The following is a 24,922-nucleotide window of genomic DNA, read 5'->3' as shown; positions in this document are numbered from 1 at the left end:
CAGGGGGGACCCTGTGGGAGAGTAGGACGCCGCCGAACTCCTTTTGATAGTTAAGCCCCGTGCCCTTGTGGCACGGGGCTTTTCTGCGTTCCCGACAGTTTAAGGTCGTGGCATGCGCTACGAACTGGTCATCTTCGACAACGACGGTGTGCTCGTGGACAGCGAGCCGATCTCCAACACCATCCTGGCCGAGTACCTCACGGAGCTCGGTCACCCCACCACGTACGAGGAATCCCTCCGTGACTACATGGGGGCCGCCATGCACCGGGTGCACGACCTGGTCGAGGAACGGGGCGGGGAGAAGCTGCCCGCCGACTTCGACGACGTGTTCCACTCGCGGGTGTTCGCCGCCTTCCGGCGGGAACTCCAGCCCGTACCCGGCGTCGAAGAGGTGCTGGGCAATCTCGTCGCCGAGGGGGTCCCGTACTGCGTCGCGTCCTCCGGAAGCCACGAGAAGATCCGGGTCGGGCACGTCAGGACCGGGCTCGACCAGTGGTTCGAGGAGGAATGGATCTTCAGCGCGGAGGACGTGGGGCGCGGGAAGCCGGCCCCCGACCTGTTCCTGCACGCCGCAGACCGGATGGGGGTGCCGCCTGAGCGGTGCGTCGTCATCGAGGACAGCCCGCTCGGGGTGGAGGCCGCCAGGGCCGCCGGGATGGATGTGTACGGCTTCACCTCGATGATGCCGGCGGACCGGTTGGCCGGGGTGACCGGGCACTTCTCCGACATGGGTCAGCTGCGGGAATTGCTTGGCTGACGGATCTACCCACGGGTAGAGACTGGCTCTACGCTCGCGCCCATGACAGATGCACGTTTGCGGCACGGCAGAGCCTCCCTCGCGTTGAGCTTCTTCGTGCAAGGCGTCACCTTCGCTCTTCTCGTGACGCGGATTCCCGCCATTCAGGACAGGTACGGGATATCCGACGGCCTGCTGCCCGTGTTCCTCGCCGCCGTGCCGATCCTGGCCGGTGTGGGCAGTGTGGTCACCGAGAAGGTGGTCGCCCGGGTACGGCCGCGAGTGGTTCTGCGCTGGGCACAGCCCGTCGTGCTGCTCGCGCTGCTCGGGGTCGGCGCCGGGAGCGAGTTGTGGGAGGTGGCCCTGGCACTCGGCGCGTTCGGGCTCGCCGTCGGCGCGCTGGACGCGTCCATGAACATGATGGGTGTCAGCCTCCAGCGGGCGTACGGACGTTCCATCATGCTCGGCTTCCATGCCGCGTACAGCCTGGGCGGGATCGCCGGGGCTTCGATGGCGTGGGCCGGGGCGCACTGGGATCTGTCGCTGCTGGTCTCGTACCTGCCGGTGGTCGTGGTGCTGTTGCCCGCCGCGCTCGTCGGGAGCCGTTGGTACGTCGAGGGGAACCACGAGGACGAGGAACAGGGTGCGGCGGCGCAGGGGAAGGCCGCTTCCGTCTCGTTCAGGCTGCTGATGCCGCTCTGCCTGGTGATGAGCTTCGCGTACATCGGGGATTCGACGGTCTCCAACTGGAGCGCCAAGTATCTGCAGGACGTGCTGGGGAGCTCGGAGCAGCTCTCGACCGTTCCGTACAACGTCTACATGGTGACGACACTGCTCGGGCGGGCTGTCGGGGACTTCGGGGTGCGGCGGTTCGGGGCGGTGGCCGTGGTGCGGTGCGGCAGCGTGCTGGCCGCGGCGGGGTTCGGTGTGGTGGCCGTCGCGGGCGGGGCCTGGGTGGGCATGCTCGGGTTCACGATGCTGGGGCTCGGGCTGTGCGTGATCGTGCCGCAGACGTTCGCGGCCGCGGGGCGGCTGTTCCCCGGTGCCAGCGATACCGCGATCGCCCGGCTGAACATCTTCAACTACGTGGGGTTCCTGATCGGCTCGCCCCTCGTGGGTGCACTCGGGGACGCGTGGAGCTACCGGGGCGCGATGCTCGTACCGATGGTGCTGGTGCTGGCGATGCTCGTGTACGCCAAGTCGTTCGGCGCGGAGCCCGCCCGATACGGTGGCGGGCATGAGCGGCCGCGCACAGTTGATGTGGGATGACGCAGTAACGGGTTACGACTTCGGGGACAGTCATCCCATGGACCCGGTCAGACTCGCGCTGACGATGGGCCTGGTGCGGGCGTTCGGCCTCGACCGTGAGGTGGACGTGGTGGCGGCCAAGCCCGCCGGGGAGTCCACTCTGCGGCTCGTGCACCGCTCGGACTATGTGGCGGCCGTGCGTGCGGCCTCCGCCGATCCGGGCCACGCCGACCAGGAATACGGCATCGGGACGGTGGACGATCCGGCGTTCGCCGGGATGCACGAGGTGTCGGCACTGATCGCCGGACAGTCGGTGGCCGCGGCCGAGGCGGTGTGGCGGGGGCGGACCGGGCATGCGGTGAACTTCACGGGTGGGCTCCATCACGCCATGCCGGGCAGCGCGTCGGGCTTCTGTATCTACAACGATCCGGCGCTCGCCATCGCGCGGCTGCTGGAGCTGGGTGCGGAGCGGGTCGCGTACGTGGATGTGGACGTCCACCACGGTGACGGCGTACAGGCGGCCTTCTGGGAGGACCCGAGGGTCCTGACGGTCTCGCTGCACGAGCACCCGCGCACGCTGTTCCCGCAGACCGGCTGGCCGGAGGAGACGGGGGCGGGGGCCGGTGAGGGCGGTGCGGTGAACGTGGCGCTGCCGGCCGGGACGGGCGACGCGGGGTGGCTGCGGGCCTTCCACGCCGTCGTGCCCGAGCTGCTGGCGGACTTCCGGCCGCAGGTCCTGGTGACGCAGCACGGGGCCGATACGCACTTCGAGGACCCGCTGGCCCATCTCGCGGTGTCGCTGGACGCCCAGCGGGCCGTCATGGCGGCCTGTCACGACCTCGCGCACGAGTACGCGGACGACGGGCGCTGGGTGGCGCTCGGCGGGGGCGGCTACGCGGTGGTGGATGTGGTGCCCCGGTCCTGGACGCATCTGGTGGGGATCGCCGCGCACGCGCCCGTCGACCCGGAGTCGGTGATCCCGTCGTCCTGGCGGGACGAGGTCTTCGCGCGGACGCGGCAGCTCGGGCCGGCCCGGATGACGGACGGGCGTACCCCGTCGTGGAAGTCGTGGGAAGAGGGGTACGACCCCGCGGACCGGCTGGACCAGGCCGTGTTGGCGAGCCGTCGGGCGGCCTTCCCGCTGCGTGGGCTGCTGACCTGACGCCCCGGCCGGCGGCTGATCCGACGCGCTTCCGGCCGGTGACCTGATTCCGGCCGGCCGGGAGTGGTTACGCCAACTGTGGGGCGCAACCCGGCTTTTGGCCCCTGGGCGGTGCGGGTACGGGAGCATCGGCAGGGTGTTGAGCACCGGAGCGCTGCGTGCGCATCTGCTGGCGGCCCGGCTGGCCGGGCCCGTGGCGACCTCGCGTGAGGTGAGTCTGCGGAGTTATCGGCTCTTCGCGGCCGGGGACCCCCGGGTCACGCTCGGCCTCGACCCCGGAAGGGGCTGGGGGGAGCTGGACCTGCTCCGTCTCATGGCCGACAGATGCGGGGTCTCGGCCGATCCCGCGCATGTCTCGGGTCCGGATGTGATCGATCCGGAGCGGACGCTCGCGGGGCTGGACGCTTTTGCCGCGCGGCTGTCGTACGCGGCCAGGCGACGGGCCCCGGTGCTGTTCGGTACGGGACATCCGCACCGGCTGCTCGGCTTCTACGCAGCGCTGGCAGACGCTTTGTCGGCGGTGGGATGTGCTGTACTCACCCCCGCGCAGGGGCGATGTATCGACATAACGACCCGGTTCGGCGTACGCACGCACAACCTGGACTACGTACGGGGAGTCGCGCTGGTGCGCGAACCCGGCGTGCGGACGCCAGGGGGTGGCACCGGCGCACACTCCCACTCTCCGCTGCCGGTCAGGGTCGTTCTGGAGGCCGCGGCGGAGGGTCGTGGGCCGCTGCCGGAACTGGTCGTGGGGGACCACGGATGGGTCTGCGGGGCAGGTCAGCTGGGCATCGAGGCGATCGGGCTGGCCGATACCGACGATCCGGCGCTGTTCGTCGGTGAGGCCGAGGGGCGGGTGTCGGTCGCCGTGCCGCTCGACGACGCCGTGCGGTCCGCCTACTACCTGCCGCTCACGCGCTATGTACTCAATCGGGCGTGTCTGTCACAGTAGGCGGCCGATGGCCTCTCCTCTTCCCCACTCGCATCACCCGCCCCTAATCTGGGGAGTGAGCGCACATCGACGAAGAGTCACCGGAGGGGAAGCCGGTGCGCGTCGCGTGCGGAAGGTACAGGTGGATCATGGCTGCTGACAGCGAGAGGCCTCTCAACGAGGTCAAGTTTCTGACCGTGGCGGAAGTCGCCTCGGTCATGCGGGTGTCGAAGATGACCGTGTACCGCTTGGTGCACAGTGGTCATCTGCCGGCGATCCGGGTGGGAAGGTCCTTCCGGGTGCCGGAGCAAGCGGTTCATGAGTATCTCCGGGAGTCCTTCGTGGGGGTGGGGTCGGCCTGACATTCCCCTCGGATTACGTCCCTCACCCGGTGGCGGGTAGGCTAGGCCGACGTAGGTCGTGTGGGCCCAGACGCCCCGCACCAGTGAAGAAGAAGTGAGCGAGGGTAGTCGTGGGCTCTGTCATTAAGAAGCGGCGCAAGCGGATGGCCAAGAAGAAGCACCGCAAGCTGCTCAAGCGCACGCGCGTTCAGCGTCGCAACAAGAAGTAGGCGAACGCAGTTCGTGAAATCCGCAGCCCTTCCGCCATTCCGGCGGGAGGGCTGCGGTGCTGTGCGGGCCCGGTGCTGTGCGGGCTCTGCGCACAACTGGTGCACGCATTCGGGCCATGAAGCACCGGAAGCCTGCCGCGCAGTCATCACAGGGCAACATCCACCGGCTACGGTGACGACCGGGAGAACCTTTTCGAAAGGTCCCTCTCCACTCACTTCACGGGAGACCGACGGAAGGCGCTGATCTTGGGGAAGGTCGTGCTCGTCACGGGAGCCGCCCGACAGCTGGGCGGCCGGTTCGTGCGGCGCATCCAGCGTGATCCGGATGTGGACCGGGTGGTCGCGGTCGACGCGATCGCGCCCGACCATCAGCTGGGCGACGCCGTCTTCGTCCGTGCGGACATCCGCCAGCCCGCCATCGCCAGAGTCCTCGCCGAGTACTCCGTCGACACGGTCGTCCACCTCGACGTCAGCGCGAAGGCGCTCGGGGCCCAGGGCCGTACCGCGGTCAAGGAGACCAACGTCATCGGCACCATGCAGCTGCTCGGGGCGTGCCAGAAGGCGCCGGCCGTGCAGCGGCTGGTGATCAAGTCCAGCACGGGTGTGTACGGCTCGGCCCCGCGCGATCCGGCGGTCTTCCACGAGACGACCCCGCCCAAGTCCCTGCCGAGCGGGGGCTTCGCGAAGGACGCGGTGGAGGTCGAGGGGTACGTACGCGGCTTCGCGCGGCGCAGGCCGGACGTGGCCGTGTGCGTGCTCAGGTTCGCGAACATCCTGGGGCCGGACGCGGATTCGCCGCTGGCGGACTATCTGTCGCTGCCGGTGCTGCCGACGGTGTTCGGCTACGACCCGAGGCTCCAGTTCGTGCACGAGGACGATGTGCTCGACGTGCTGGGCATCGCGGCGAGCGAACCGCGGCGCGGGACGCTGAACAGCGGCACGTTCAACATCGCCGGGGACGGGGTGCTGCTGCTCTCTCAGTGCTCGCGGCGGCTGGGGCGGCCGACGATGCCGCTGCTGCTGCCCGCGGTCACCTGGGTCGGGCAGGCGCTCCGTACGGTCGGGATGACGGACTTCTCACCGGAGCAGATCCGGCTGCTCACTCATGGCAGGGTGGTCTCCACGGTCCAGATGCGCGAGACCCTGGGTTTCCGGCCGAAGTTCACCACGGTGGAGACGTTTGCGGAGTTCGCGCGCAGCCGGGGGCCGGGACTGCTGCCGCCCGAGGCGGTGGGCCGGGCCGTCGGCAGACTGGCGGCGATGCCGTTCGCCGGGGGGACCGGCGAGGCTCCGGGGGTCACCGGGGCCGGCGGCGACACACACCCGACTCCGAGCGTCAGGTAGAGGAGCGCACCGACGATGGCGGATGCCAAGGTCATTCCGTTCGATGACGACCGTTCGCGGTCGGGGGGTCTGTCGCGTGGAGCGCGGCGGCGCTCCCCGGGACGCGGCAACGGGTCCGTGAGCGCCCTGCCGGGGCAGCCGGGCGCTGGGCCGCCGCCGGAGGAGCCGGAGGAGGCCGCGGTGGCCGCGGAGAGCCCGGAGCGGGGCGGCTGGGACCGGCGGATCGCGGGCGGGCTCGCGTTCCTGCGGCGGCGGGTCACGGGCGAGTACGACGTCGACGAGTTCGGCTACGACAAGGAACTCACCGACCAGGTGCTGATGTCGGTGCTGCGACCGATGTACGAGAAGTACTTCCGGGTCGAGGTGAAGGGCATCGAGAACATTCCGTCGGACGGCGGGGCGCTCATCGTGGCCAACCACTCCGGCACGCTGCCGCTGGACGGGCTGATGCTTCAGGTCGCGGTGCACGACAACCACCCGGCCGAGCGGCATCTGCGGCTGCTCGCGGCGGACCTGGTCTTCATGCTGCCGGTCGTCAACGAACTGGCCCGCAAGGCGGGACACACGCTGGCCTGTGCGGAGGACGCGGAGCGGTTGCTGCGGCAGGGCGAGGTCGTCGGTGTGATGCCGGAGGGCTTCAAGGGCATCGGAAAGCCGTTCGGCGAGCGGTACAAGCTCCAGCGCTTCGGGCGGGGCGGCTTCGTGTCCACGGCGCTGCGGGCCGGGGTGCCGATCGTGCCGTGCTCGATCGTGGGGGCGGAGGAGATCTACCCGATGATCGGCAACTCCAAGACGCTGGCGCGGTTGCTGGGGACGCCGTACTTCCCGATCACGCCCACGTTCCCTTGGCTCGGGCCGTTGGGGGCGGTGCCGTTGCCGACGAAGTGGACGATTCAGTTCGGTGAGCCGATTCCTACGGATGGGTATCCGTTGGAGGCGGCGGAGGATCCGATGCTGATGTTCAATCTGACGGATCAGGTGCGGGAGCAGATTCAGCACACGTTGTACAAGTTGCTGGTGCAGCGGCGGTCGGTGTTCTTCTGAGCTTGCCCGGGTGCCCGGGCGGGGGCCTTGTCCTCAATCGCCGGACGGGCTTGGTTTTGCCGGGGTCGGGCTCTTGTCCTCAACCGCCGGACGGGCTCGAATCTGTCGGGCCCGGGGTGGGCGCCCGTCCGGCGAGTTCTGGTGCGTCAGCTCTTGTCGTCCTGGCTGTTGATGCCCAGGCCTCCGATCAGGCCGGGGATCAGCGGGGGCAGGGTGACGTCGGGTGTCGGGGGTGTGCTCGGGGCGTCCTTCCCCGGGGTGGACGTGTCCGGTGTCGGCGGGTCGAAGAGGTTGTCGGCGCCGCCTCCGATCAGGCCCTCGGCGGGGGTGCTGCCCGAGTCCGACGGGCGGGGCGATGAGCTGCTGCCCTTGCCGTCCTCGTGGGCGCCGGTCGGCGACGAGGACGAGGGGGAGGGCTTCCGGGAGGAGGGGGCCGTGCCGGTGTCGGCGGAGCCGGACTCCTGGGATCCGCCGCTCTTCTGCGGGGCGCGGGGGAACAGCGACTGCAGCGGCGCCACTTCCTCGTCTATGGCCGCGAAGACCGAGCTGACCTGGTCACCGACCTCGGTCAGCTGCACGGGCAGCCGGTCGCGGAGGTTGCTCCAGCTGTCCCGGTGCGAGCGGGAGAAGGAGTCCAGGGTCTGCATCGGGCCGATGGCGCCGTCCCGCTCGTACGCCGTGTGCAGAAGGCGGTGGCCTTCGGTGGCGTCGTGGCTCATGCCGTTGAGCGTGCGCCTGACCTCGCCGAGCTGTTCGTGGTCGAGTGAGCCCGCGCGGGCCCGCTCCATCAGCCGCCGGGCCTCGCTGAGCCGGGTCGATGCCTGGTCCAGGTAGACCTCGCCGCGGTCGGTGTCGCTGCCGGCCAGGTTGAGGTGGATGTCCTCCATGCCGCGCTTCAGCCCGTAGAGCGAGTCACCCGGGAGGGCGTCGGAGCTGGCAGCGGCCACTCCGCCGAAGGCTCCGGCCGCCACACCGACGGTGAGTCCGCCGGCCGCGAGGCCCTTCGTCCAGCGCGATCTGGGGCGCAGTTTGCGGAGCGGGGAGGCCCGGTGGGCCCCCTTGCCCCGTTGTTCGGGAACGGTAGGGTCCGCGGGCGTACCGCCCGCGGCGTACATGGCCTCCATGGCCGCGACGAGCTGGGCTCGCTGCACCACTTTGACCTCGGGATCCAACGCCGGCTTCGGTAGCTCACCGAGGCCGTTCGCCAGGGCCAACAGCGGTCCGCGGTCGGCCGGTTCGGCCGGTTCCTCGGGCTGTACGGCCGCCGCACCGCGGAGCGACTGCTCCTCCAGGGCCTGGGCGAAGGCGTTCGCCCGCCGGTGTGCCGAGACGTTTGCGATCACTGGCGGCACCTCCTCTCGTCATGACGGTCGACTCCCCTGAGGGTCCGGAAGGTTGCACCCCTTGAGCGCATCCACACGATTGAGTGAGTGTCTGCGGACAGGGGGTGACGACAGGGGGCCTGCAACCGGCACAACGAGTGGCGCGGCACTTGGGTTACGCAGGAAGGATGATCGGACCAGTGCGTGATGAACGTATCGCCGAGAGTGATTCGGCCCGGGGTGGGGTCAGCGGGCATCGTCCGGAAGGAGCCGGGCAAGGGTGCGGACGGCGCGGTACTGCAGGGTCTTGATCGCGCCCTCGTTCTTGCCCATCACCCGGGCGGTCTCGGCGACCGAGAGTCCCTGCAGGAAGCGCAGGGTCACGCACTCCTGCTGCTGGGGGTTGAGTCGGCGCACGGCTTGCAGCAGTGCGGCATTGGAGAGGGACTCCAGGACGGAGTCCTCGGGGCTGCGCTCGACCTCGTTGGCGTCGAGCATTTCGCCGGTGGTCACTTCCAGCCGGAATCGACTGGATTTGAAGTGGTCGGCGACCAGGTTGCGAGCGATTGTGACCAGCCAGGCACCGAAGTCACGGCCCTGCCAGGTGAACGTGGAGATGCGGCGAAGGGCGCGCAGGAAGGTCTCACTGGTGAGGTCCTCCGCTGTCGCCTTGCCGCCCACGCGGTAGTAGATGTAGCGGTAGACGGTGTCGCTGTACTGGTCGTAGAGGCGGCCGAAGGCGTCAGCCTCACCGGCCTGTGCGCGCTCGACGAGATCCATCATGCGCGCGCTGTCGCTGTCGGCCGTCGGCCGACGAACGGTGGACGTGGTCGTTGCGCCGCGGTTGCTGCGTCTTCCGACCGCCGCACCGCGTTCGGCCAGGGCGTAGCAAGGGCCGGCAGGTGCAGGGGTGGCAAAGGCGGGTACGGCGTACGCGGTGGGGACGAAGCCGCGCAAGCGGTCGGCGACCGTTGCGCGCAGCGTAGCCAGGCCCGAGGCGTCAACCCCGACGTGTGGGTACACGGGACTCCCAGAGGCAGAGCTTCCATCACGTGCAGTTCGAAACCGTCACTCGTCGTAGTGAGTGGTGGGTTCCGGAATGCGTCTGAGGAGAATAACGCTTCGTACAGGCAGTGCTACACCCAGTTGCTCAAATCACCGGTTAGGTCGCTTCTGTAGCGACTATTCGACACATCAAGTAGCACATCGTGACCGGTTATTGATCGAATAGCTTCGAGATCTGCCGTCAGCCGCGACAGGTTGTGGTCGATCGTGGGTAACCCGACTGGCGGGGGCGGCCGCGGGGCACTGGGGCCCGATCGGCGGCGGCGGCCGGGCGTGGCCCGCCCCCGCCGACGGGTCAGCGGCGGCGGCGGTGCAGGGCGACGGCGGCGGCGGTACCGCCCGCGAGGGCGCCCACTCCTGCCGCGGCCGGGATGCCGACCTTGGCCGCCTTGCGGCCCGTCCGGTAGTCGCGCAGCCGCCAGTCGCGGGCGCGGGCGTACTTGCGGAGCTTGGTGTCCGGGTTGATCGCGTACGGGTGTCCGACCAGGGACAGCATCGGGATGTCGTTGTGCGAATCGCTGTACGCGGCGCAGCGTGCCAGCTCAAGGCCCTCCGCCGCCGCCAGCGCGCGGACCGCCTCGGCCTTGGCGGGTCCGTGCAGGGGTTCGCCGACCAGACGTCCGGTGTAGACGCCGTCGACGGATTCGGCGACCGTGCCGAGCGCGCCGGTCAGCCCGAGCCGGCGGGCGATGATCGTGGCGGTCTCCACCGGGGCGGCGGTGACCAGCCAGACCTTCTGGCCGGCGTCGAGGTGGGCCTGGGCCAGGGCGCGGGTGCCGGGCCAGATGCGGTCGGCCATGTACTCGTCGTAGATCTCCTCGCCGATGGACATCAGCTCGGAGACGCGGTGGCCCTTGACGATGGACAGGGCGCTGTCGCGCGCGTCCTGCATGTGTTCGGGGTCCTCGACGCCGGCCAGTCTGAACCAGGCCTGCTGCCAGGCGAACCGGGTGAGTTCGCGGCGCTCGAAGAACTTCCGCTTGTAGAGGCCGCGCCCGAAGTGGAAGATCGCGGCGCCCTGCATCACGGTGTTGTCGAGGTCGAAGAAGGCGGCGGCCCGGTCGTCGCCGACGACGGGGAACTCGGGCTCCTCGGCCTGGGTGCCGGACGGGGCTCCGGCTTCGGTTTCGGCGGACTGCTCGGCGTCGAGCGACGATTTCCGGGCGGCCTCCGCCGCAGCCTCGCCTGCCAGCACGCTCCGCGCTGTCGCGGAACGCCTACGGGGTGTGAGCCATCCAAGAGCGGCCATGTCGTGAGCATAGCCAGTTGGTTCGGCCCTTCCCGACCTGCCTGGATGCGATGGCGTGAACTCTCGGGGACCGAATTGTTAAACGGGCGATTCCGGGCGTAGGGGATGAGGGGCGGAGTGGGTCCGTACCCGGCGCAGAATGAAGGGTATGAGCCCCCTGTTGCGTCGTACGAAGAAGAAGCCCGCGGACCGGGTGGTGACCCTTGTCGGGAAACCCGGGTGTCACCTCTGTGACGATGCCAGGCTGGTGGTGCGGTCGGTCTGTGAGGAGACCGGCGCGTCCTGGGAGGAGAAGGACATCACCCGGGACGAGGAGCTGCACCGGGAGTACTGGGAGCAGGTCCCCGTGGTGCTCATTGATAACGAACAGCACACGTTCTGGCGGGTGGACCCGGCAAGACTGCGCAGCGCGCTGCTTTCCTGAGTGAAACCCGGTTACCATCGTGGGCGTTTTGAGTGGTCTCGGGGGCGTGGCTGTGAGGAGTGTGTACCGCTTTGCCCCCTTCGGGCCTGCAACGGGCTGATGCGATCGGTGGTTCCTGGATCGCGCGACGAATGTGCGTGACCCCGGTCACTTTGACCGGACAAATCGGACACTATCTTTGTGCACGCGTTCACAAAGACATAGCCTGCATTCGACGGGGCGGCCATGGGACATACGGCCGCCTGCAGCCCCGCTCATCCCGCAGGAGCACCGTGGCAACTGGCCGAAATCACCGACCGGCGACCCGTAGCCGAGGAATTCCCGAGGCCACCGTCGCCCGACTTCCGCTGTATCTCCGTGCGCTGACCGCTCTGTCCGAGCGCTCGGTCCCCACGGTCTCCTCCGAGGAGCTCGCCGCGGCGGCGGGGGTCAACTCCGCGAAGCTGCGCAAGGACTTCAGCTATCTCGGCTCGTACGGGACGCGCGGCGTCGGCTACGACGTCGAGTATCTCGTCTACCAGATCTCCCGTGAACTCGGCCTCACCCAGGACTGGCCGGTCGCCATCGTCGGCATCGGTAACCTCGGCGCCGCGCTCGCCAACTACGGCGGTTTCGCCTCCCGCGGTTTCCGGGTCGCCGCGCTGATCGACGCCGATCCCGCGATGGCCGGAACGCCCGTCGCCGGTATCCCCGTCCAGCACGCCGACGACCTGGACCGCATCATCAGCGAGAACGGCGTGTCCATCGGTGTGATCACCACCCCGCCCGGCGCTGCCCAGCAGGTCTGCGACCGGCTCGTGGCCGCCGGAGTCACCTCCATCCTGAACTTCGCCCCGACCGTGCTCTCGGTGCCCGACGGCGTCGACGTGCGCAAGGTCGACCTCTCCATCGAGCTCCAGATCCTCGCCTTCCACGAGCAGCGCAAGGCGGGCGAGGAAGCGGCCGACAACGAGCCCGACCCGGCGGCACCGCCCGTGCGCGCCGCGACCAGCAGCCGGAAGGGACCCGACGGGGACATGCCCGCCGTGATGCCGGCATGAGTCTCCTCGTCGTAGGGCTGAGCCACCGCAGCGCCCCCGTCTCCGTGCTGGAGCGGGCCTCGCTGGCCGCCGACGCCCAGGCCAAGCTGCTCCAGGACACCCTCGCCGCCGAACCCGCGGTCGAGGCCGCCGTCCTCGCCACCTGCAACCGCATCGAGCTGTACGCCGACGTGGACAAGTTCCACGCGGGCGTCGCCGAGCTGTCCACGCTCCTCGCCCAGCACAGCGGCGTCGGCCTGGACGAGCTCACTCCGTATCTCTATGTGCACTACGAGGACCGGGCCGTCCACCACCTCTTCTCGGTGGCCTGCGGACTGGACTCGATGGTCGTGGGCGAGGGGCAGATCCTCGGCCAGATCAAGGACGCGCTGGCGCTGGGGCAGGAGCTGCACACCGCGGGCCGGCTGCTCAACGACCTCTTCCAGCAGGCCCTGCGGGTCGGCAAGCGCGCCCACAGCGAGACCGGGATCGACCGGGCCGGGCAGTCGCTCGTCACCTTTGGTCTGGAACAGCTCGCCGAGGGGCGCGACCCCGCGCTCTGGGCGAAGGGCAAGCGCGCCCTGGTGATCGGCGCGGGCTCGATGTCCTCGCTGGCCGCCGCGACGCTGGCCCGTACCGGCGTCGCCGAGATCGTCGTCGCCAACCGCACCCGGGCCCGCGCCGACCGGCTGGTCGAGATCCTCAACCAGGCCGACGGCACATCGGTGGCCGCGCACGCGGTGGAGATGGCCGCGGTCGACGACGAACTGACACGTGCCGATGTCGTCGTCTCCTGCACCGGAGCCACCGGCCTGGTGCTGAGCACCGAGGCCGTCGCCGGTGCGCTCGGACTGGACACCGGCCCCGCGTACGAGGCGCCCGCCGCCCCCGTCGCCGCGCCGCCCGCCGAGCTGGACCAGCACGCCGCATGGGTGGAGAACGGTTCCGCCACCGTGACCGCCCAGGCGCAGGCCGTCCGCCGGGTCACCGTGCCCGCCCAGTCCACCGGACCGGTCCGCCTCGCCCTGCTGGACCTCGCCATGCCGCGCGACATCGACGGCGGCGCCGCCCGCCTCGACGGTGTGCGCCTCGTCGACATCGAGTCGCTCGCCGAGGCGTCCGCGGACGCCCCGATGGCCGCCGATGTGGACCAGGTGCGCACGATCGTCGCCGACGAGGTCGCCGCCTTCGGCGCCGCCCAGCGCGCCGCCCACATCACTCCCACCGTCGTCGCCCTGCGCACGATGGCCGCCGGAGTGGTCGCGGGCGAGATCGCACGGCTGGACGGGCGCCTCCCCGACCTGGACGAGAAGCAGCGCGCCGAGATCTCGCAGACCGTGCGCCGCGTCGTCGACAAGCTCCTGCACGCGCCCACCGTGCGGGTCAAGCAGCTCGCCAGCGAGCCCGGCGGCGCCGGGTACGCCGATGCGCTGCGGGAACTCTTCGACCTCGACCCGCAGACGGTCGCCGCCGTCTCCCGGGCAGACCTGAACGACCCGAATCGAGGGCGGTCATGACCGACAACTCACCCCGTGGCCCGGCGGCCACCCGGCCGCTGCGGCTGGGGACCCGGCGCAGCAAGCTCGCCATGGCGCAGTCGGGCCTCGTCGCCGAGGCCGTCAGCGAGGTGACCGGGCGGGCCGTCGAGCTCGTCGAGATCACCACGTACGGGGACACGTCCAAGGAGCAGCTTTCGCAGATCGGCGGGACCGGCGTGTTCGTCGCCGCACTGCGCGAGGCGCTGCTGCGCGGCGAGGTGGACTTCGCCGTCCACTCGCTGAAGGACCTGCCGACCACACAGCCCGAGGGACTCGTGCTGGCCGCGGTGCCGGAGCGCGAGGACCCGCGTGACGCACTGGTGGCGCGGGACGGGCTGACCTTCGAGCAGCTGCCGCCCGGTTCCCGTGTCGGCACCGGCTCGCCGCGCCGCATGGCGCAGCTCAACGCGTACGCCCGCAGTCACGGCCTCGACATAGAGACCGTGGCGATCCGCGGGAACGTCGATACGCGTATCGGTTTTGTACGAAGCGGTGAACTGGACGCGGTGGTACTCGCCGCGGCCGGGCTCAGCCGTCTCGGCCGGACCGGTGAGGTGACCGATTTCCTGTCGGTCGACACCGTTCTGCCCGCTCCCGGCCAGGGAGCACTGGCGATCGAGTGCGCTGCTTCCAGCGCCGACCTCGCCGCCGCGCTCGCCGAGCTCGACGACCCGTACACCCGGGCCGCCGTGACCGCCGAGCGTGCCCTGCTCGCCGCCCTGGAGGCCGGCTGCTCCGCACCTGTGGGTGCGCTGGCCGACCTCCTGGCCGACGGTCAGGCTGTCAACGAACTGCGCCTGCGCGGTGTCGTCGGGTCCACCGACGGTTCCTCGCTCGTGCAGCTGTCCACCACCGGTCCCGTCCCCACGTCGCACGACGACGCGGCGGCCCTCGGTCGCGAACTCGCGGCCGAGATGCTCGCCAAGGGTGCGGCCGGTCTTATGGGGGAGCGAGCACTTTGAGCCCCAACGGCCCCGCCGCATCCGATTTTCCTGTCCTGTCCGCAGGGCACGTCACCTTCCTCGGCGCCGGTCCCGGCGACCCGGGACTGCTGACTCTGCGCGCCGTCGAGGCGCTCGCGAGCGCGGACGTTCTTGTCGCCGAGCCGGACGTTCTCGGCGTCGTTCGCTGCCATGCGCGGGCAGGCGTAAGCACGCCTGAGCTGACGGTTGTTGACGCACAGTCAACAGCCGTCGGTGTTCCCGTTCTCAGGGATGCGGCCAATCTTGTCATGGAGGCCGCGAAGGGCGGCAGGCGGGTGGTCCGTGCCGTCGCCGGTGACCCCGGTCTGGACGGCAACGCGGGCGGCGAAATGCTGGCCTGCGCCGCCGCGGGCATTCCCTTCGAGGTCGTGCCCGGTGTCGCCAACGCCGTGGGGGTGCCCGCGTACGCCGGGGTGCCGCTGCGTGACGCGCAGGGCGCCGACGTCCGGTTCATCGACGCCCGTACCGCCTCGGACCGCTGCTGGAGCGAGGTCGGCGCGAGCGACGCCACGTGCGTCATCTCGACGCAGCTCGACGCGGTGGCCGCGGCCGCCGGTGAGCTGGTCTCGGCGGGCCGCAAGCCCGACACCCCGCTGACCGTCACCGTCGCCGGCACGACGACCCGCCAGCGCACCTGGACGGCGACGCTGGGCACCATCGCCCAGCTCTTCAAGCAGTCCAAGGTCCTTCCCTCGCCGGAGGGGCACCGGCCCGTCATAGCCGTGGTCGGGGAGCGCAGCTCCGCCGCCCAGCGCGACCAGCTCGCGTGGTTCGAGTCCAAGCCGATGTTCGGCTGGAAGGTGCTCGTGCCGCGTACGAAGGAGCAGGCGGCGTCGCTCTCCGACCAGTTGCGTTCGTACGGCGCGGTGCCGCACGAGGTCCCGACGATCGCCGTCGAGCCGCCGCGTACGCCCCAGCAGATGGAGCGTGCGGTCAAGGGCCTGGTCACAGGACGCTACGAGTGGATCGCCTTCACCAGCGTGAACGCCGTGAAGGCCGTCCGGGAGAAGTTCGAGGAGTACGGGCTCGACGCCCGCGCCTTCGCGGGGATCAAGGTCGCGGCCGTCGGTGAGCAGACCGCCGCCGCGCTCGTCGACTTCGGTGTGAAGCCGGACCTGGTGCCCTCCGGTGAGCAGTCCGCCGCCGGGCTGCTGGAGGACTGGCCTCCGTACGACCCGGTCTTCGACCCGATCGACCGCGTCTTCCTGCCGCGCGCGGACATCGCCACCGAGACGCTGGTGGCCGGTCTCATCGAGCTCGGCTGGGAGGTCGACGACGTCACCGCGTACCGCACGGTCCGCGCCTCGCCGCCGCCCGCCGACACGCGTGAGGCCATCAAGGGCGGCGGGTTCGACGCGGTGCTCTTCACCTCGTCCTCCACGGTGCGCAACCTCGTCGGTATCGCGGGCAAGCCGCACAACGTGACCGTCATCGCGTGTATCGGCCCGGCCACGGCGAAGACCGCCGAGGAGCACGGTCTGCGCGTGGACGTCCTGTCCCCGGAGCCCTCGGTGCACAAGCTGGCCGAGGCCCTCGCGGCCTTCGGCGCGCAGCGCCGGGACGCGGCGAAGGAGGCCGGTGACCCGGTCACACGGCCGAGCGAGCGCCGCCCGGGTGCGCGGAGGCGTCGTACGACGACCTGATCCGGTGTGCCGAGTGCACGGGCCCGGCCGCTTCTCCCCGAAGCGGCCGGGCCCCGCTCCGTTCCGCGGCTCCCTTTTCCCGGCACAGGTGTCGGTAAGACGGTGATGTGTGCGGGTCTAATCTCGAAGGATGACTGTGTACGGAAACTTCCCCGGCTCTCGCCCCCGACGGCTGCGGACGACCCCCGTCATGCGGCGGATGGTCGCCGAGACACGGCTCGACCCGGCGAACCTGATCCTGCCCGCGTTCGTGCGCGAGGGCGTCGGCGCCCCCGTCCCCATCGCGGCCATGCCCGGCGTGCAGCAGCACACCCTGGACACCCTGCGGAAGGCCGCTGTCGACGCGGTCTCGGCGGGCGTCTCCGGAATCATGCTCTTCGGTGTGCCGCTGGACGAGAAGAAGGACGGCCGCGGCACGGCCGGCACCGACCCGGACGGCATCCTCCAGGCCGGTCTGCGCGCGGTCCGCGAGGAGGTCGGTGACGATCTCGTCATCATGTCCGACCTGTGCCTGGACGAGTACACCGATCACGGCCACTGCGGTGTGCTGACCGAGGACGGCCGCGTCGACAACGACGCGACGCTGGAGCGGTACGCCGAGATGGCCCAGGTCCAGGCCGACGCGGGCGCCCATGTGGTCGGCCCCAGCGGCATGATGGACGGCCAGGTCGGGGTGGTCCGCGACGCGCTGGACCAGACCGGCCACGAGGACGTCTCGATCCTCGCGTACACGGTGAAGTACTCCTCCGCCTTCTACGGCCCGTTCCGTGAGGCCGTCGGCTCCTCGCTCAAGGGCGACCGCAAGACGTACCAGCAGGACCCGGCCAACGCCCGCGAGTCCCTGCGCGAGCTGGCGCTCGACCTGGACGAGGGCGCGGACATGGTCATGGTCAAGCCGGCCGGACCGTACCTGGACATCCTGGCGAAGGTCGCCGAGTCGACGGACGTCCCGGTCGCCGCGTACCAGATCAGTGGCGAGTACTCGATGATCGAGGCCGCCGCCGAGCGCGGCTGGATCGACCGGGACGCGGCGATCCTGGAGAGCCTGACCGGCATCCGGCGGGCGGGCGCGCAGATGATCCTGACGTACTGGGCGACGGAGGTCGCGCAGAAGCTGCGCCGTTCCTGACGGGCCCCGGCCCCGGCGGGCTCAGGCCGCCGGTTCGCGGCCCCAGGACGTGAGGATGCGGGCCGCCTCCCGGCCCAGCGTGCGGTCGTCGGCCAGCCGGTGCAGCACCCGGGCCCGGTCGTCGCTCGGGCCCGCGTGGTTGAGCGCGGCCAGGGCGTTGTCCCGGACGAGCTGGTCCTCGTCGTCCAGGACGGCGGCCGCCATCGCGTCGTGGACCTCGGGATCGTCGGCATAGGGCCCGAGCGCCATGGCCGCGTACTGCCGCACCAGATCTTCGTCCGGCCCGCGCATCACGGCGAGCAACGCGCGGGCCGCCCGCTGCCGTTGCGCGGCGTCCTCGGGCGGCGACAGCCGCAGGGCCGTCGTGGCCTCGACCCTGGCGAGGTCGTACTCCTCGGTGTCGGCCGCCACCGAGGCGAGGAACGTCAGGGCCGCCGGATGACCGGGCCGGTCCGTGAGTATGTCGGCTATCCCCGCGACGAGTTCGCGTCTTCTCTCGCTCTCGGCGGGCTGTGCGTGGAACTCGTCGATGAGGCTCTCTGTCCGGTCCATGGAGTGTGGGTTTCCCCGTGGACAGCGGTGCATTCCTCGGCGGTGCGCCTCAGTCCCACCAGAACGACCAGCCCTCCTGGCCGATGAGAGCGTCCGTGGCGTACTTCTCCAGGGTGTTCAGCGAGGTCTGCTGGATGTTGTCCGGGCAGAACGCGAAGTGCTCGGCGGCCAGTGCCAGCGCCTCGGCCTCCGTCGTGGGCGGACGCCCCACGCTGACGGTCAGGGTGTCGAAGCCGAGCGCCACCACCCGTATCCCGAAGCGGTCCTCCCAGGAGCGCAGTACCGCGCAGAGCCGGGCGACGTCGTTCTCGTGGTTGAGCGGTCCGCTCCAGCCGATCGCCGCCGGGATGTCCGCACTGCGCCTCGCCGGAACGAGCGCCAGGCGTGTGCCGTCATCGGTCAGCACGTCAGCTATCCCGGCCGCCAGCTTCTCCGGGCTGTCCGGGCCGTCGGCCAGGGGCGCGGGCGCCAGCCCGGGCCAGGCGGTTCCGGTGTCGAGCTCGTCCTGCGCGTACGCGTCCCAGACCTCGCTCAGGACGTCCTCGGCGTCATGGTCGCCGGGGTACGACGTACCGGCCGGGTCGAGGTCCCAGGCCTCGGGCCACTGGTTCCGCGGCCCGCCGTCGACGAGCACGGGCAGCAGCCCCAGACCCCGGCCCGCGTCACGGAGCCGGGCCCAGTCGCCCGGGGCCGCGGGCGCGTCCGCGTACCAGAGCAGCGGTTCGTGCCAGGGCCCGTCGGTCGTGGTGTCCACGAGGGCGCCGGGCGGGAGTTGAAGCCCTGACGTGGCCAGGGAAGGGAGCGGGTTCGGAAGCGTCGCCATGTCGGTGAGCGTACGGGCGCCCACTGACAGTCGGCCGCTTGCGGCCGATCCCTGCGCCGGTCGCTCAGGAGCCGATGTGCGCGGCGAAGGCCGACCAGGTGGTGGGGGCGAGGGTGAGCGTGGGGCCCTCGGGGTTCTTGGAGTCCCGGACGTGGACGGCGGCGGGGTGCGCGGCGATCTCTACGCAGGCGCCGCCCTGTTCGCTGCTGTAGCTGGACTTCTGCCAGTCGTAGGCGACTTCGAGGCAGGCGCCGCCTTCACTGCCGCTGTAGCTGGACTTGAACCACTCGTGTGCGGTGCTCATAACTCTCCTAACAGCCGGTCCAACAGGCCTTTTGTGTCTTCGGTGTTGAGGGCCTGCGTTCGCAGCATCGCATATTTCTGCGACAGGATGCTGACCTCGTCCGGGTCCGAAACGATCCGGCTCCCACGCTGGGTTTCGGTGTAGGCGAGGCGTTGGTAGTCCGGTGTTTCGAGCAGGATGAAGGGGCCGTCCAGGGCTGCATGCGTCTGTTGGCCGAACGGCATGACCTGAAGCGTGATCCCCTGGAGATCGGAGCAGGCGCGGAGGTGGCGCAGCATCTCCGCGTACACCTCGTCGCCGCCGAGGCGATCCCTGAGGATGGCCTCGGAGATGATGAAACTCGTGGTCGGCGGCACCCTGCGAGTCAGGATGGCCTTTCGTTCCAAACGGGACGACACCTGGTTGTTGATGTCCTCCTCGCTGATGACGGGCACCTTGCTCCGGAACACCGCGCGCGCATAACTCTCCGTCTGGAGCAGCCCCGGCAGCACCTGGTTCTCGAACCACGACAGGGAGAGCGCCTCCCGCTCCAAGTCGAGGTACTCCTCAGCCCAAGCCGGGATCAGGTCCACCTCCGGCATGTTCTCCACCGCCGTTTCCAAGGCCTCCTTGGTGTCCAGCAGGATGTCCATGCGACGGGCCAGCGGCAGCAGCAGCGCGCGTCTGCCCTGCTCGATCGAGGCGATGGTCTCCGGCTGGGTGCTCGTCTGCTCGGCCAGTTGGCGCTGGGTCAGCCCGGCCGCGATGCGGAACCGCGCAACCAGCGCGCCCACGAGTTTCATTGCCGACGCGTTCTTGCGCTGCCGCTTCCTGGGTTGCATACGGTCCCCACTTCCCACCCGTATTCGTACTTCACGCACGCCGGACCCGTACAAGAAATCTGTACGGGTGCGCACACTGCGACAGCCTAGTCACCGAGTGTGACGCTCGTCGCATGAACGAGACGATGCAACTCCCGCTGCTGCGCGAGCGGTTCTTCCGGCGGGAGCGCCGGTCGGTCCGGGCGGCGAGGGATTTCGTGCGGGACGCGCTGGCCGAGTGGGGGTTCGGCGAGGTGCGGGCGGACGACGTGGTGCTGTGTGTCAGCGAGCTCGCGACGAACGCGTTGGTGCACGGGGTGCCGCCGGGGCGTGGGTACCGGGTGATGCTGTGGCTGCGGGACGAGGGGCAGGTGCGGGTCGAGGTGCATGACAGCGGTGACGGGGAGCCCGGGGTGCGTGTGTCCGACGGGGAGTCGGGGCGGGGGCTGGTGATCGTCGGGGCGCTGGCGGACCGGTGGGGGGTGGGGGAGCGGACACCCGGGAAGGTCGTGTGGTGCGAGTTCGGCTGAGGTGGGCCGGATCAGCCCGGGGTCAGTCGGTCGGTGAGGTCGACGGCCTCGCGTACGTCCGGGTCCGGGTCCTCGGACAGGTGGCGGAGCAGCGCGTCGACGCCGGGGGTCGACCAGCCCGCCACCGTCTCGACCAGGGCGGTACGGACGGTGGCGTCGGGATGGTCGGCGAGGTGGGCGAGTTGGGCGACCGGGCCACGGCGGCGCATCCCGAGCCAGTGGAGGGTCGCGCGCAGTTGGGCGGGGTCGCCGGGGTCACCGGCTTCGGCGATACGGCGCAGGAGGACGGGGGTTGCGGGCGCGGGGCCGTCGAGCGGGTGCGGTCGGCGGCGGCGCAGGCGCTGCGAGCCGTACTCACCGCGCACCCTGCACCCGTAACAGGTGCAGGGCACCTTGCCGTTGGAGTCCGGGAAGTAGCGCCAGCCGGTGACCTGGCGGACGCCGCGTACGCGGTGGATCTCGGACCGGGTGACGGCCCGGGGGACGAAGACCTCCCAGCCGCGCGGGTCCTGGAGTGAGGCCACCCGGTGCACGGCGTCGCTCGCAGTGGTGGTGACGTGGGTCCGGCCGGGCCGTTGGCTGTAGTGGCCGACGGTGACGGTTTCGTCGTCCGGCAGCCGGAGCTGGACCGAGACGAGGCCGCGCGGGCCGCCGTGACGGGCGAGTTCGCGCAGCCACTGGTGGGTCAGCGTGTAGGAGGGCAGCACCGGGAAGCAGAACAGGCCCTTGTCGCCCTCGCGGCCGTGGCTGACGGCGCGTATCCCGGACTTGCGGATGCGGGCCGCGTTCGCGGCGGGTGTCAGGTGCACGAACATGGCCATGGCCGAGATCGTAGGGGAGTTGTGGGGGCCGGACACGCGGTCCGCCTGCGTCGGTTGTCTTCCTTGCGCCCCGCGGGGCTGCGAGGGCAGGCAACAGGGCGGCCAGGTCCGGTGCGGACAGCCAGGGACCGAATGACCTCGGTCTCTGGTTTGTCCCGCGCGTGACCGACCGCCCTCGGGGCCGTGCCTGCGTGCTGCTCCCCACTCGCACGGGGAGGAGCGGCGCGATCAGTAGGCCAGTGCGTCGGCCATCTCGAACTGCCAGTAGGTGACGAAGCCGTTGTCGCCCCAGTAGGTGTTGGCGGGCAGAGTCACGTTGGCCGGGGTGCCCGTGGAGCCTTCGAAGCTCCTGCTGGAGAAGTTCACCTGGAGGTGCTTGCTCGGGTGCAGGTTGTTCTCGTCGCCCTCGCCGGAGAGGCCGATGGCGGCGTACGAGGACTCGCCCGGGTTGAGCGTCACGACGGCCTGCGGCCGGCTCTCGTCGAGGATGCGGAAGACGGCCTGGGCGTCGTCGAAGCGGAGCTTGGGCGCGTGGTAGGCGTAGCAGGGGCGGTCGCCCGTGTTCGTGAGGGTGAGCAGCAGGTGGTTGACGGGGCGGTTCACCTTGCTGACGGTGGTCTTGGTGTTGTCGCCGGTGCAGACGACGGGTTCCAGGCTGGACTTCTTGCTCGCCCGGGGCGTGGAGCCCGTGGAGTGCCGCGCGGTGTTCGCTGCGGGGTGCGCGAGGGCCTTCGTCCCGGCGCCGGCGTCGGTGCGGGTGCCGGCTGCGGCGTCGGTGGTGACCTTCGTCTGGGTGGCGATCGAGGACCGCGTCTGCTCGGCGGCGCTGTTCGCTGCCGGAGCGCCCGACCGGGCCTTGCCGTTGTCGCTCGTGCCGCCGTTGTCACTGCTGCCGCATGCGGTGAGCGAGAGAGCGGCGAGCAGGGCGGTGGCGGCGAGGACGGTGGTGCGGATGCTGTTGCTGCGCATGGTGGAGGTTCTCCTCGTGGTGTGTGGTGGTGGTCCGTGCGTTCAGTTCCGGCGGTTCAGCACCGGGGCGGTCAGCACCGGCTGCGGTTCGGCGCCGGTGGTCAGTAGGCCAGCGCGTCGGCCATCTCGCTCTGCCAGTAGGTGACGAAGCCGTTGTCGCCCCAGGTGGTGCCGGCGGGCAGCTTCACGTTGGCCGGGCTGCCCGTGGAGCCTTCGGGGTTCCTGCCGGAGAAGCTCACCCCGAGGTTCTTGCTCGGGTGCAGGTTCTTCTCGTCGCCCTCGCCGGACAGGCCGATGGAGGCGTACGCGGACTGGCCCGGGTCGAGCGTCACGACGGCCTGCGGCTGGCTGCTGTCGAGGATGCGGAAGACGGCCTGGGCGTCGTCGAAGCGGAGCTTGGGCGCGTAGTAGGCGTAGCAGGGGCTGGAGCCCGAGTTCGTCAGGGTGAGCAGCAGGTGGTTGACGGGGCGGCTCACCTTGCTGACGGTGACCTTGGTGTTCGCGCTGGTGCAGGTGACGGTCTTGGAGTTGGTGGTGCCGCCGGTGTTCTTCCCGCTCGTTCCGCCGTTCTTGGCGGGCTGTGAGGTGGTCTTGGGTGCGGAGCCGGTGGTCGTGCCGGCTCCACTGTCGGCGTCCGGGGCGTTCGTGGCGCCCTTGTCCGGTGCGGCGGACGGGGACTGCTCGGTGGTGCCGGCGTTCGTCGCCGGGGCGGTCGATCCCGACTTCGCGCCGTCGGTGCTCCCGTTGTCGTTGCATGCGGTGAGCGAGAGCGCGGCCAGGAGTGCGGTGGCGGCCAGGACGGTGGTGCGGATGCTGTTGCTGCGCATGGTGGTGCTCCCCGTGAAGTGGTGATGGCGAAATGGTGGTGGTGCGAGGCGTTCAGTGGCTGGTGATCAGTACCAGGACGACTGTGCCGGTCACGATCACTACGCCGATGGCGAGAAGATCGACGATCTCGATGCGGAAGAGGGTTCGCATTGCTCGTCCCCCGGTCTCTGCGGTGTGGTCACAGCTTGTGGGGTGACGGATTCCGGCCGCAACGCCCGCCGGGCCATTGGGGATACTGGAATGCCTGCGCGTACTGTGACCTGGGCAGATTCCACGTCCCTGGAATGGTGTTCCGGGACGAACCAGGAGGGGGAACGCTGCAGTGGCGACGCCGGAGGCCGAAGAGTTCGCGGCCCTGCTCAAGCAATTGAAGGATCGTTCGGGGCGCAGTTACGGGGTGCTCGCCACGAAGCTGCACGTCAGCACATCGACGCTGCACCGGTACTGCAACGGGGACGCCGTGCCCAACGAGTACGGGACGGTGGAGCGGCTGGCCCGGCTGTGCGGGGCCACGTCGGACGAACTGGTGGAACTGCACCGGCGGTGGATCGTCGCGGAGGCCGCGCGGCGGCGCGGGAAGCCGGAGACCCCGGCGGCGGACCCCGTCGCCGATGCGGTTTCCCCTGCGGTGAGTGCGTCCGTCCCGGCTCCCGAGGCCGAGCCCGAGCCCCGGCACGGGCCGGAACCGGAGCCCGGCTCCGGGCCCGCGGCCGAACCCGAGCTCGAACCGGTGGCCGAAGCCGGCCCGGAGCGCGAGCGGGGGCCCGCTCCCGGGCCCTTGGGGGCGGCCCGCTGGCGACGCGCGTCGGCCCGTACCCGCGTGCTGCTCGCGGCTGCCGCCGTCGTCGCGCTCACCGTGCCCACCGCCGTCGTCGCCAACCAACTCGCCGGAGCGAGCGAGGACGCCGCCGTTGGCGGCCCCCGCGCGACCGGCCCCGGGGACGGCGACAAGGCGGACGCCGTGGCCGACGCCTCCGAGAGCGCCTCCACATCACCCAGCCCCACGCACTCGCCCAGTCCTTCCGCGACCACCGGGTCGGCCACCCCTTCCGCCCGTCCCACCACCTCCGCCTCGCACACGTCGGGGGCCGGGCCGAAGAGCAGCACCGGGCGCCCGCCGACCGTCACCGTCGGCTCGTACGACTGGGACGGGCCGTGCGGCCAGTACTACCTGCTGGCCGGCGGCTCCCAGTTCGTGCCCCCGCCGCCCACGCAGCCGCTGGACAACCGCGGGTGGGGCCGTTCGCTCAAAGGGGTGGAGGGCAAGCAGATGCGGCTCGAACTGACCGTGCAGGGAACCTCGGAGGAAGCGGTCGTCCTGCGGAGCATGAGTGTGCGGGTGCAGAGCCAGCGCGCTCCCCTGAAGTGGTCCGCGTACTCGATGGGCGAGGGGTGCGGGAGCGGTATCGAGCCCCAGTCCTTCGACGTGGACCTGGACGACAGCCGTCCCACGCTCACCCCTGTGGCGGGGCAGCAGGGGGACGAGACCGTGCCGGCGAAGAACTTCCCGTTCCGGGTCTCCTCCAGCGATGTGGAGGTCTTCGACCTCGACGCGCACGTGGAGGGCCACGACGTCAACTGGTACCTGGAACTGGCCTGGAGCAGCGGCGGCCGGACTGGCGTCCTGCGCATCGACGACGGCGGCAAGCCGTTCCGTACGAGCAGCATCGCGGGGCGGCCGGAGTACATCTACGACAGGAGCGACTCCAAGTGGGTGCCCCGCTGACCTGCGGGATCAGGGAGTTGTCCCCGATTCGTCCCGGTTCTCGCCGTCCCGGTGCGTGGTCTCGGCCCGTGCCACCTGCGTGACGACGGCCGGCTGTTCGCGGATCGGGGACGAGCGTGGAGAGCAGTGGTCCGAACCTCGCGGAGGGCCTTCGAACGCGT

The 24,922-nt window shown here is 70.5% G+C and carries 26 protein-coding genes; 16 read left to right on the top strand and 10 right to left on the bottom strand.

Features of this window, described 5'->3' with window-relative positions; translation table 11 throughout:
- Positions 1-112 precede the first annotated feature (112 nt).
- From ACFVJX_RS21315 to ACFVJX_RS21280, 8 genes are all read left to right on the top strand, one after another.
- Positions 113-757, top strand: coding sequence for an HAD family hydrolase (locus tag ACFVJX_RS21315; RefSeq protein ID WP_384135997.1), 645 nt, complete (start codon positions 113-115; stop codon positions 755-757).
- A gap of 42 nt (positions 758-799) precedes the next feature.
- Complete coding sequence (locus ACFVJX_RS21310) at positions 800-2,005, top strand: MFS transporter (RefSeq protein WP_384135995.1); 1,206 nt, start codon at positions 800-802, stop codon at positions 2,003-2,005.
- The gene (locus ACFVJX_RS21305) at positions 1,974-3,146 is read left to right on the top strand and encodes an acetoin utilization protein AcuC (protein WP_384135993.1); all 1,173 of its coding nucleotides are present in this window, start codon (positions 1,974-1,976) and stop codon (positions 3,144-3,146) included. Before ACFVJX_RS21310 ends, ACFVJX_RS21305 begins: the two co-directional genes overlap by 32 nt.
- Positions 3,147-3,282: 136 nt before the next feature.
- Positions 3,283-4,098 carry a phosphatase gene (locus tag ACFVJX_RS21300; protein WP_384135991.1) on the top strand — a complete coding sequence of 272 codons (816 nt, stop codon included), beginning with the start codon at positions 3,283-3,285 and terminating at the stop codon, positions 4,096-4,098.
- A 128-nt stretch (positions 4,099-4,226) separates the two neighbouring features.
- Positions 4,227-4,439: a helix-turn-helix domain-containing protein gene (locus tag ACFVJX_RS21295; protein WP_158072253.1), complete on the top strand. Its 213-nt coding sequence runs from the start codon at positions 4,227-4,229 to the stop codon at positions 4,437-4,439.
- Positions 4,440-4,549: 110 nt separating this feature from the next.
- Positions 4,550-4,648, top strand: a complete 99-nt coding sequence (locus ACFVJX_RS21290) for a 30S ribosomal protein bS22 (protein ID WP_003948845.1) — start codon at positions 4,550-4,552, stop codon at positions 4,646-4,648.
- Positions 4,649-4,894: 246 nt separating this feature from the next.
- On the top strand, positions 4,895-5,992 hold the full coding sequence (locus ACFVJX_RS21285) for an NAD-dependent epimerase/dehydratase family protein (RefSeq protein WP_384135990.1): 1,098 nt from the start codon (positions 4,895-4,897) through the stop codon (positions 5,990-5,992).
- A 15-nt stretch (positions 5,993-6,007) separates the two neighbouring features.
- A complete protein-coding gene (locus ACFVJX_RS21280) occupies positions 6,008-7,036 on the top strand; it encodes a lysophospholipid acyltransferase family protein (protein WP_384135988.1) in 1,029 nt (342 codons plus the stop codon).
- Between the two features lie 146 nt (positions 7,037-7,182).
- On the opposite strand, the gene ACFVJX_RS21275 is transcribed toward ACFVJX_RS21280, so the two are convergent.
- From ACFVJX_RS21275 to ACFVJX_RS21265, 3 genes are all read right to left on the bottom strand, one after another.
- The gene (locus tag ACFVJX_RS21275) at positions 7,183-8,379 is read right to left on the bottom strand and encodes a DUF5667 domain-containing protein (RefSeq protein ID WP_384135986.1); all 1,197 of its coding nucleotides are present in this window, start codon (positions 8,377-8,379) and stop codon (positions 7,183-7,185) included.
- Positions 8,380-8,604: 225 nt separating this feature from the next.
- Positions 8,605-9,381, bottom strand: coding sequence for an ECF subfamily RNA polymerase sigma factor, BldN family (locus ACFVJX_RS21270; RefSeq protein WP_123460007.1), 777 nt, complete (start codon positions 9,379-9,381; stop codon positions 8,605-8,607).
- 337 nt (positions 9,382-9,718) lie between these two features.
- Positions 9,719-10,672: an HAD family hydrolase gene (locus tag ACFVJX_RS21265; RefSeq protein ID WP_384135983.1), complete on the bottom strand. Its 954-nt coding sequence runs from the start codon at positions 10,670-10,672 to the stop codon at positions 9,719-9,721.
- A 148-nt stretch (positions 10,673-10,820) separates the two neighbouring features.
- Between ACFVJX_RS21265 and ACFVJX_RS21260 the strand changes: the two genes are divergently transcribed.
- The 6 genes from ACFVJX_RS21260 to hemB all read left to right on the top strand — a co-directional run bounded on the left by ACFVJX_RS21260 (position 10,821) and on the right by hemB (position 17,408).
- The gene (locus ACFVJX_RS21260) at positions 10,821-11,096 is read left to right on the top strand and encodes a glutaredoxin family protein (protein ID WP_384135982.1); all 276 of its coding nucleotides are present in this window, start codon (positions 10,821-10,823) and stop codon (positions 11,094-11,096) included.
- A gap of 272 nt (positions 11,097-11,368) precedes the next feature.
- Positions 11,369-12,136 (top strand): redox-sensing transcriptional repressor Rex, encoded by a 768-nt coding sequence (locus ACFVJX_RS21255; protein ID WP_384135980.1) that lies wholly within the window; start codon positions 11,369-11,371, stop codon positions 12,134-12,136.
- Positions 12,133-13,632, top strand: a complete 1,500-nt coding sequence (locus ACFVJX_RS21250) for a glutamyl-tRNA reductase (RefSeq protein WP_384135978.1) — start codon at positions 12,133-12,135, stop codon at positions 13,630-13,632. Before ACFVJX_RS21255 ends, ACFVJX_RS21250 begins: the two co-directional genes overlap by 4 nt.
- Positions 13,629-14,615: a hydroxymethylbilane synthase gene (gene hemC, locus ACFVJX_RS21245; protein ID WP_384135976.1), complete on the top strand. Its 987-nt coding sequence runs from the start codon at positions 13,629-13,631 to the stop codon at positions 14,613-14,615. Before ACFVJX_RS21250 ends, hemC begins: the two co-directional genes overlap by 4 nt.
- Positions 14,612-16,279 (top strand): uroporphyrinogen-III synthase, encoded by a 1,668-nt coding sequence (locus ACFVJX_RS21240; protein ID WP_384135974.1) that lies wholly within the window; start codon positions 14,612-14,614, stop codon positions 16,277-16,279. Before hemC ends, ACFVJX_RS21240 begins: the two co-directional genes overlap by 4 nt.
- A gap of 130 nt (positions 16,280-16,409) precedes the next feature.
- Positions 16,410-17,408, top strand: a complete 999-nt coding sequence (gene hemB, locus ACFVJX_RS21235) for a porphobilinogen synthase (protein WP_384135972.1) — start codon at positions 16,410-16,412, stop codon at positions 17,406-17,408.
- A 21-nt stretch (positions 17,409-17,429) separates the two neighbouring features.
- Here the strand turns inward: hemB and ACFVJX_RS21230 are convergent, their stop codons facing one another.
- From ACFVJX_RS21230 to ACFVJX_RS21215, 4 genes are all read right to left on the bottom strand, one after another.
- Positions 17,430-17,960, bottom strand: a complete 531-nt coding sequence (locus ACFVJX_RS21230; protein ID WP_384135970.1) for a HEAT repeat domain-containing protein — start codon at positions 17,958-17,960, stop codon at positions 17,430-17,432.
- A gap of 49 nt (positions 17,961-18,009) precedes the next feature.
- Positions 18,010-18,783 (bottom strand): DUF4253 domain-containing protein, encoded by a 774-nt coding sequence (locus ACFVJX_RS21225; protein WP_384135968.1) that lies wholly within the window; start codon positions 18,781-18,783, stop codon positions 18,010-18,012.
- Positions 18,784-18,847: 64 nt separating this feature from the next.
- On the bottom strand, positions 18,848-19,087 hold the full coding sequence (locus ACFVJX_RS21220; RefSeq protein WP_384135966.1) for a DUF397 domain-containing protein: 240 nt from the start codon (positions 19,085-19,087) through the stop codon (positions 18,848-18,850).
- Complete coding sequence (locus ACFVJX_RS21215; RefSeq protein ID WP_384135964.1) at positions 19,084-19,908, bottom strand: Scr1 family TA system antitoxin-like transcriptional regulator; 825 nt, start codon at positions 19,906-19,908, stop codon at positions 19,084-19,086. The genes ACFVJX_RS21220 and ACFVJX_RS21215 overlap by 4 nt, the downstream gene beginning before the upstream one ends.
- 113 nt (positions 19,909-20,021) lie before the next feature.
- Here ACFVJX_RS21215 and ACFVJX_RS21210 point away from each other — a divergent pair, with 113 nt between their 5' ends.
- A complete protein-coding gene (locus ACFVJX_RS21210; protein ID WP_384135963.1) occupies positions 20,022-20,417 on the top strand; it encodes an ATP-binding protein in 396 nt (131 codons plus the stop codon).
- A gap of 11 nt (positions 20,418-20,428) precedes the next feature.
- On the opposite strand, the gene ACFVJX_RS21205 is transcribed toward ACFVJX_RS21210, so the two are convergent.
- From ACFVJX_RS21205 to ACFVJX_RS21195, 3 genes are all read right to left on the bottom strand, one after another.
- A complete protein-coding gene (locus ACFVJX_RS21205; protein ID WP_384135961.1) occupies positions 20,429-21,238 on the bottom strand; it encodes a HEAT repeat domain-containing protein in 810 nt (269 codons plus the stop codon).
- Between the two features lie 228 nt (positions 21,239-21,466).
- Positions 21,467-22,207 (bottom strand): DUF4232 domain-containing protein, encoded by a 741-nt coding sequence (locus ACFVJX_RS21200; protein WP_384135959.1) that lies wholly within the window; start codon positions 22,205-22,207, stop codon positions 21,467-21,469.
- A 101-nt stretch (positions 22,208-22,308) separates the two neighbouring features.
- Complete coding sequence (locus ACFVJX_RS21195; RefSeq protein WP_384135957.1) at positions 22,309-23,034, bottom strand: DUF4232 domain-containing protein; 726 nt, start codon at positions 23,032-23,034, stop codon at positions 22,309-22,311.
- Between the two features lie 323 nt (positions 23,035-23,357).
- On the opposite strand from ACFVJX_RS21195, the gene ACFVJX_RS21190 reads away from it, so the two are divergent.
- Positions 23,358-24,761, top strand: coding sequence for a helix-turn-helix domain-containing protein (locus tag ACFVJX_RS21190; protein WP_384135955.1), 1,404 nt, complete (start codon positions 23,358-23,360; stop codon positions 24,759-24,761).
- Positions 24,762-24,922: the final 161 nt, after the last annotated feature.

Source organism: Streptomyces sp. NPDC127177 (genome assembly GCF_042672475.1).
In the GTDB taxonomy this organism is placed as follows: Bacteria; Actinomycetota; Actinomycetes; order Streptomycetales; family Streptomycetaceae; genus Streptomyces.
This window is presented reverse-complemented; position numbering and strand designations above follow the sequence as displayed.

Bases quoted from the DNA above. Each gene is read 5' to 3' on its own strand.
- ACFVJX_RS21315 (WP_384135997.1), top strand. From the start codon at position 113: ATGCGCTACGAACTGGTCATCTTCGACAACGACGGTGTGCTCGTGGAC.
- ACFVJX_RS21310 (WP_384135995.1), top strand. From the start codon at position 800: ATGACAGATGCACGTTTGCGGCACGGCAGAGCCTCCCTCGCGTTGAGC.
- ACFVJX_RS21305 (WP_384135993.1), top strand. From the start codon at position 1,974: ATGAGCGGCCGCGCACAGTTGATGTGGGATGACGCAGTAACGGGTTAC.
- ACFVJX_RS21295 (WP_158072253.1), top strand. From the start codon at position 4,227: ATGGCTGCTGACAGCGAGAGGCCTCTCAACGAGGTCAAGTTTCTGACC.
- ACFVJX_RS21280 (WP_384135988.1), top strand. From the start codon at position 6,008: ATGGCGGATGCCAAGGTCATTCCGTTCGATGACGACCGTTCGCGGTCG.
- ACFVJX_RS21265 (WP_384135983.1), bottom strand. From the start codon at position 10,672: ATGGCCGCTCTTGGATGGCTCACACCCCGTAGGCGTTCCGCGACAGCG.
- ACFVJX_RS21260 (WP_384135982.1), top strand. From the start codon at position 10,821: ATGAGCCCCCTGTTGCGTCGTACGAAGAAGAAGCCCGCGGACCGGGTG.
- ACFVJX_RS21250 (WP_384135978.1), top strand. From the start codon at position 12,133: ATGAGTCTCCTCGTCGTAGGGCTGAGCCACCGCAGCGCCCCCGTCTCC.
- hemC (WP_384135976.1), top strand. From the start codon at position 13,629: ATGACCGACAACTCACCCCGTGGCCCGGCGGCCACCCGGCCGCTGCGG.
- hemB (WP_384135972.1), top strand. From the start codon at position 16,410: ATGACTGTGTACGGAAACTTCCCCGGCTCTCGCCCCCGACGGCTGCGG.
- ACFVJX_RS21230 (WP_384135970.1), bottom strand. From the start codon at position 17,960: ATGGACCGGACAGAGAGCCTCATCGACGAGTTCCACGCACAGCCCGCC.
- ACFVJX_RS21225 (WP_384135968.1), bottom strand. From the start codon at position 18,783: ATGGCGACGCTTCCGAACCCGCTCCCTTCCCTGGCCACGTCAGGGCTT.
- ACFVJX_RS21220 (WP_384135966.1), bottom strand. From the start codon at position 19,087: ATGAGCACCGCACACGAGTGGTTCAAGTCCAGCTACAGCGGCAGTGAA.
- ACFVJX_RS21215 (WP_384135964.1), bottom strand. From the start codon at position 19,908: ATGCAACCCAGGAAGCGGCAGCGCAAGAACGCGTCGGCAATGAAACTC.
- ACFVJX_RS21210 (WP_384135963.1), top strand. From the start codon at position 20,022: ATGAACGAGACGATGCAACTCCCGCTGCTGCGCGAGCGGTTCTTCCGG.
- ACFVJX_RS21205 (WP_384135961.1), bottom strand. From the start codon at position 21,238: ATGGCCATGTTCGTGCACCTGACACCCGCCGCGAACGCGGCCCGCATC.
- ACFVJX_RS21200 (WP_384135959.1), bottom strand. From the start codon at position 22,207: ATGCGCAGCAACAGCATCCGCACCACCGTCCTCGCCGCCACCGCCCTG.
- ACFVJX_RS21195 (WP_384135957.1), bottom strand. From the start codon at position 23,034: ATGCGCAGCAACAGCATCCGCACCACCGTCCTGGCCGCCACCGCACTC.